This is a genomic window from Falsiroseomonas sp. (assembly GCF_030695085.1).
In the GTDB taxonomy this organism is placed as follows: domain Bacteria; phylum Pseudomonadota; class Alphaproteobacteria; order Acetobacterales; family Acetobacteraceae; genus Falsiroseomonas.
In genome coordinates this window covers 1-5,042 of sequence record NZ_JAUYTS010000108.1, presented here as the reverse complement: position 1 = coordinate 5,042, position 5,042 = coordinate 1, and the positions used below count along the sequence as shown (strand labels likewise).

General features: G+C 72.1%; 6 protein-coding genes. 4 read left to right on the top strand and 2 right to left on the bottom strand.

The window, feature by feature from the left end:
* Positions 1-243: 243 nt before the first annotated feature.
* The 3 genes from Q8S40_RS12135 (at position 244) to hpxZ (ending at position 2,321) form a co-directional block, all read left to right on the top strand.
* Positions 244-693, top strand: a complete 450-nt coding sequence (locus Q8S40_RS12135; RefSeq protein ID WP_305670605.1) for a TonB family protein — start codon at positions 244-246, stop codon at positions 691-693.
* A 72-nt stretch (positions 694-765) separates the two neighbouring features.
* Positions 766-1,926 (top strand): amidase, encoded by a 1,161-nt coding sequence (locus Q8S40_RS12130; RefSeq protein WP_305670604.1) that lies wholly within the window; start codon positions 766-768, stop codon positions 1,924-1,926.
* A complete protein-coding gene (gene hpxZ, locus Q8S40_RS12125) occupies positions 1,926-2,321 on the top strand; it encodes an oxalurate catabolism protein HpxZ (RefSeq protein WP_304814325.1) in 396 nt (131 codons plus the stop codon). The genes Q8S40_RS12130 and hpxZ overlap by 1 nt, the downstream gene beginning before the upstream one ends.
* Here the strand turns inward: hpxZ and Q8S40_RS12120 are convergent.
* Both Q8S40_RS12120 and Q8S40_RS12115 read right to left on the bottom strand, forming a co-directional pair.
* Positions 2,315-3,100, bottom strand: a complete 786-nt coding sequence (locus Q8S40_RS12120; RefSeq protein WP_305670603.1) for an alpha/beta fold hydrolase — start codon at positions 3,098-3,100, stop codon at positions 2,315-2,317. The genes hpxZ and Q8S40_RS12120 overlap by 7 nt on opposite strands.
* Positions 3,100-3,999: an MBL fold metallo-hydrolase gene (locus Q8S40_RS12115; RefSeq protein ID WP_305670602.1), complete on the bottom strand. Its 900-nt coding sequence runs from the start codon at positions 3,997-3,999 to the stop codon at positions 3,100-3,102. The genes Q8S40_RS12120 and Q8S40_RS12115 overlap by 1 nt, the downstream gene beginning before the upstream one ends.
* Positions 4,000-4,159: 160 nt before the next feature.
* On the opposite strand from Q8S40_RS12115, the gene kdsA reads away from it, so the two are divergent.
* Positions 4,160-4,999, top strand: coding sequence for a 3-deoxy-8-phosphooctulonate synthase (gene kdsA / locus Q8S40_RS12110; protein WP_305670601.1), 840 nt, complete (start codon positions 4,160-4,162; stop codon positions 4,997-4,999).
* The last annotated feature ends 43 nt before the right edge of the window (positions 5,000-5,042 follow it).

Below are 5,042 nucleotides of genomic sequence, written 5' to 3'. Positions count from 1 at the left end.
GCACCGCCCCCGGTCGCGCCTGCGCCACCCCCGGTCGCACCAGCACCGCCCCCGGTCGCGCCTGCGCCACCCCCGGTCGCGCCTGCACCGCCCCAGGCCGCGCCTGCACCACCCCAGGCCGCGCCCGTGCCGCCCCCGACTGCCGCGTCACCGGACCCGACCGTCTCGGATGATCCGCTGCCCGAGCCGCCACCCCCCGCTCCCCCGCCACCCCGTCGCGCTGCGCCGGCGCTGCCGCCCGGCGTGATCTGGGCGCCGGGTGGGGTGCAGCTCGGCCAGCCGGCGCGGCCCGCCGCCCCGGTGGGCCGGCCCTCGGGGCGTGGGCTCGACCTCAGCTTCGATCCGCGCATGGTGGAGGGGCAGGCCAGCGCGGATGCCAATCTGCGCGTCACCGGCGCCCAGGTCGGCGCCGATTGGCGCGCCGCCTTCCGCCGCTGGCTGGACCAGAACATCAGCTACCCGATGGGTGCGCTGCGGGAGGGTGAATCGGGCACCGTGCGCGTCCGCGTCATCGCCGGGCCGGATGGGCGGGTGCGCAGCGTGCGGCTGACCGGCCCCTCCGGCTCGCCCTCGCTCAATTTCGGCACCACCTTCCCGTTCAGCGGCGCGCAGCTGCCGGCCTTCCCGCCGCCGGCCGATCCGGAGGGTGTGACCATCGATCTGACGGTGAATTACATCCTGATCCGGCGCTGAAAACCCGCAGCGGGTGGCGCGACAGGCCGCGCCGGCTGCGGCATAGTTGTGCGGCGCAGCGCAGGATCCGCCATGTCCCCCTTCGTCCCCGGCACCGACATCCATATCGAGGGCCGCCCCGGCGGCCCGCTTACCGGCCTGCGCTTCGCGGCCAAGGATCTGTTCGACATCGCCGGCCACCCGACCGGCGGCGGCAATCCCGACTGGGCGCGGCAGAACCCGCTGCCCACCCGCCATGCCTGGGCGGTGCAGGCGCTGCTCGATGCCGGCGCCACCCTGATCGGCAAGACCATCACGGATGAGGTCTCGCTGGGCATCCTCGGCGAGAACCCCTTCGATGGCACGCCGCTCAACCCCGCCGCGCCGGGCCATGTGCCGGGCGGGTCCTCCTCCGGCTCCGCCAGCGCCGTGGCGCAGGGGTTGTGCGAGACGGCGCTGGGCACGGATACCGGCGGTTCCGTCCGCGTGCCGGCCAGCTTCTGCGGGCTTTACGGCATCCGCCCGACCCATGGCCGGATGAACCTGGCCGGCATGCTGCCGCAGGCGCCGAGTTCGGACACCACCGGCTGGTTTGCCCGGGATGCCGCCAGCTTCGCCCGGGTGTCGGAGGTGCTGTTGCAGGACAAGGTGGCGGAGGCGCCGCCCATCCGGCTGGTCATCGCCGTCGATGCCTTCGGCTTCGCCGAGGCCGAGACGGCGGCGGCGCTGGCGCCCATGCTCGAGCGGTTGAAAAAGATGATCCCCGATTGGCGGGAGGAGGTGCTGGCCCCCCCCGGCCTGGTCGCCTGGGGCCGCGCCCAGCGCACGTTGCAACCGGTCGAGGCGTGGGAGACCTTTCGCGAATGGATCGAGCGCGACAACCCGCGCTTCGCCTTCTCCGTCGCCCGCGGCCTGGCGATGGGTGCGGCGACGCCGGAGGCCGAGCGCGGCTGGGCGGCGCTGACGCGGCAGGAGGTGCGCGGCCGGTTGCGCCATCTGCTGCCGCCGGGCACCGTGCTGGCCATGCCGACCACGCCCTTCCCGGCGCCCAAGGCCGGGCTGCCGCTGCCGGCGCTGGGCCCGATCCGTGACCAGATCCTGAGCCTGTGTGCGGTGGGTGGCCTGGCTGGGCATCCGCAGATCAACCTGCCGGGCGCGACGGTGGCGGGGCGGCCCGTGGGGCTTTCGCTGATCGCGGCGCGGGGGGCGGACACCTTGCTGCTGCGTGCGGCGCTCGAGATGGAGAAAGCCTGATGGACGTGAACATCCCGGAGGTCGTCGCGGAAATCCGCGTGCTGTTCGACCGCTACGAACAGGCGCTGATCGACAAGGATGTGGATGTGCTGGACGCCACCTTCTGGCAATCGCCGCACACGATCCGCTACGCCATCCATGAAAATGGCTACGGCTTCGACGAGATCCACGCGCATCGCGTCCGCCGCCCGCCGGGGCCGGGCATCAAGCTCGGCCAGCGGCGCCTGGTGATCACCACGCTGGGCTGGGATTTCGCGACGGTGAACCTGGAATTCGACATGCGCGGGCGGGACATGCCGGGGCGGCAGAGCCAGACCTGGGTGCGGTTTCCGGATATCGGCTGGAAGGTCGTCTCCGCCCATGTCTCCGTCACGGAAGCCTCGCCCGCCTACTGATCCCTGAGGAAGCCCAGCACCTCGGCCGCCAGCATTTCGGGCGTCTGGAGCGCCATGAAATGGCCGCTCTCCACCGTGCGGAAGGTCGCACCCCGGATCGCCGCGGCGACGGGGGCGACGCGGTCGGGCGGGCGGGTGTGGTCGTGGATCCCCGCCAGCACGAGCACGGGGCAGGCGATGCTGGCGAGGTCGGCTGCCATGTCGAGGCCCGCCAGCATCCGCATCGTCGCCGCCCAGCCGCCGGCATCGGCACCCAGGCGCTGGGCGCGGGTGGCGGCGAAGCGGGCGGCATCGCCGCGCAGAACCTCCGGCCAGGCCTGCGCCAGCCCGGCATCGACCACGGCGCGCGTGCCTTCCCGCTCCAGCAAGGCGGCGCGGTCCAGCGTGGCGGCGCGGGCGGACTCCGGCAGGCCGGTGGCCGGCGAGGTGACGATGGCCGCCCGCACCCGGCCGGGATGCGCCGCGGCCAGGTGCAGCGCGACGGCGCCACCCACCGCCGTGCCCATCACCACCACCGGATCGGTCAGGCCCAGCGCGTCCAGCAGCGCCACCGCGTCGTTGCCGGATTGGACCAGCGTCATTGGGCCCGGCGGTTTCTCGGACAGGCCGGCATTGCGCTGGTCGTGGCGCAGCACGCGGAAATGCGGGTGCAGCAGGGGCAGCACCGGGTCCCAGCTTTCCAGGCAGCCGCCCATCTCATGCAGCAGCAGCAGCACCTGCGTGCCCTTGCCGGAGATTTCGTAGCGCAGCGAGATGTCGGGGGTGGCGATCCAGGGCATCAGAGGTCTCCGTCCAGGTCGCCGTTCAGGTCGATCGACCAGGCATCCGGCAGCAGGCGGTAGCCGGCACCGTCGCGGGCCAGATGCGCGAAGGCGGGGAAGTGCAGGTGCATGCCGGCGATCGCCTGCCGGTCCGTCGCCACCTGGTCGAACAACCGGCGGCGCGTGGCGGCAGCCTGGGCCGGGTCAACATCCACCGCCATCGTCGCCTCCGGCCGCGGTACCTGCACCTCCGGCACATGCACGATATCGCCCCAGATCAGCAGGGATTTGCCACCCGAGGCGACCAGGAAGCCGGTATGGCCGGGGGTGTGGCCGGGCAGGGGAATCGCGGTGACGCCGGGGAAGATTTCGCCCGAATGGAACAGGCTGGTGCGGCCGGCATAGGCGGCCAGCCGCTTGCGGGCGCCACCGAAGAAGGCGGCGCGGCGGGACGCATCCTCGCGTTGCATCGCCGCATCGTCGTGCCAATGGGCGTGCTCGGCTTCGTGCAGAAGCAGCGTGGCGGCGGGAAACAGCGGTGCGCCCTCCGCGCCGGTCAGGCCGCCGGTATGGTCCGGGTGCAGATGGGTCGTCAGCACCGTGTCGATCTCGCCCGGCGCCACCCCGGCGGCGGCCAGGTTTGCCGCCAGGCGCCCGGTGGTGGGCTTGATCGGGCCGCAGCCGGTATCGACCAGCGCGATGCGCCCCGCGCTGCGGATCAGGAAGCCGTTTACCGCGGTGCGCCGCGGCACCGGGCGGAAGGCGGCGTGCAGCAGCGCGGCGGCAGCCTCGGTGGGGATGCCGGCCATGGTGGTCAGTGGCGCGTCCTGGTGCCCGTCATTGAGGGCGGTGACCAGGATGTCCCCCACACGCCGGTGGCAGAATCCCGCCGCCTGCTGAATCACCGTATCCGCCATGCCCGTTGCTCCCGCCATTCCGCCCAGCATCGCCGGAAGCGCGGCGGAGGCAAGCACCGCTTCCCGGCCCGCCGATTGAACGCCCCCCGAGGTTGGGATAAATCACCGCGCCCTTGGCTCGGGGTGATCTCAGGCGCCCCTCGGGCATGGAGTATTTGCGTTGGACAAGTCGAAGAGCGTGCAGATCGGCCCCGTCACCCTGGGCAATCACCTGCCGATCGCGCTGATCGCCGGCCCCTGCCAGATGGAAAGCCGCGCCCATGCGCTGGAGACGGCGACGGCGCTGAAGGAAATCTGCGGCCGGCTCGGCATCGGGCTGATCTATAAATCCTCCTTCGACAAGGCCAACCGCACCTCCGCCACCGCCGCCCGCGGCCTCGGCATGGCCGCCGCCCTGCCGGTCTTTGCCGAAATCCGCGAAAGCCTCGGCCTGCCGGTGCTAACCGATGTGCATGACGCCGCCCAATGCGCCCCGGTGGCGCAGGCGGTGGATGTGCTGCAGATCCCGGCCTTCCTCTGCCGCCAGACCGACCTGCTGCTGGCCGCTGCCGCCACCGGCCGCGCGGTGAATGTGAAGAAGGGCCAGTTCCTGGCGCCGTGGGACATGAAGAATGTCGCCGCCAAGCTGACCGGTGCGGGAAACCCCAACATCCTGCTGACCGAGCGCGGCGCCTCCTTCGGCTACAACACGCTGGTCTCCGACATGCGATCGCTGCCGATCATGGCGCGCGACACCGGCCTGCCGGTGATCTTCGATGCCACCCATTCCGTGCAGCAGCCGGGCGGCCAGGGCACCTCCTCCGGCGGCCAGCGCGAATTCGTCGAAACCCTGTCCCGCGCCGCGGTCGCGGTCGGCGTCGCCGGACTGTTCATCGAGACGCATGAGGACCCGGACAACGCGCCCTCCGACGGCCCCAACATGGTGCCGCTTTCGCAGTTCGAGGCGCTGGTCGGCCGGCTCATGCAGATCGACGCGCTGGTCAAGGGTTTCCGCGCTTGAACCCGATCATCGTCATCCCGGCGCGCATGGCGGCCACCCGCCT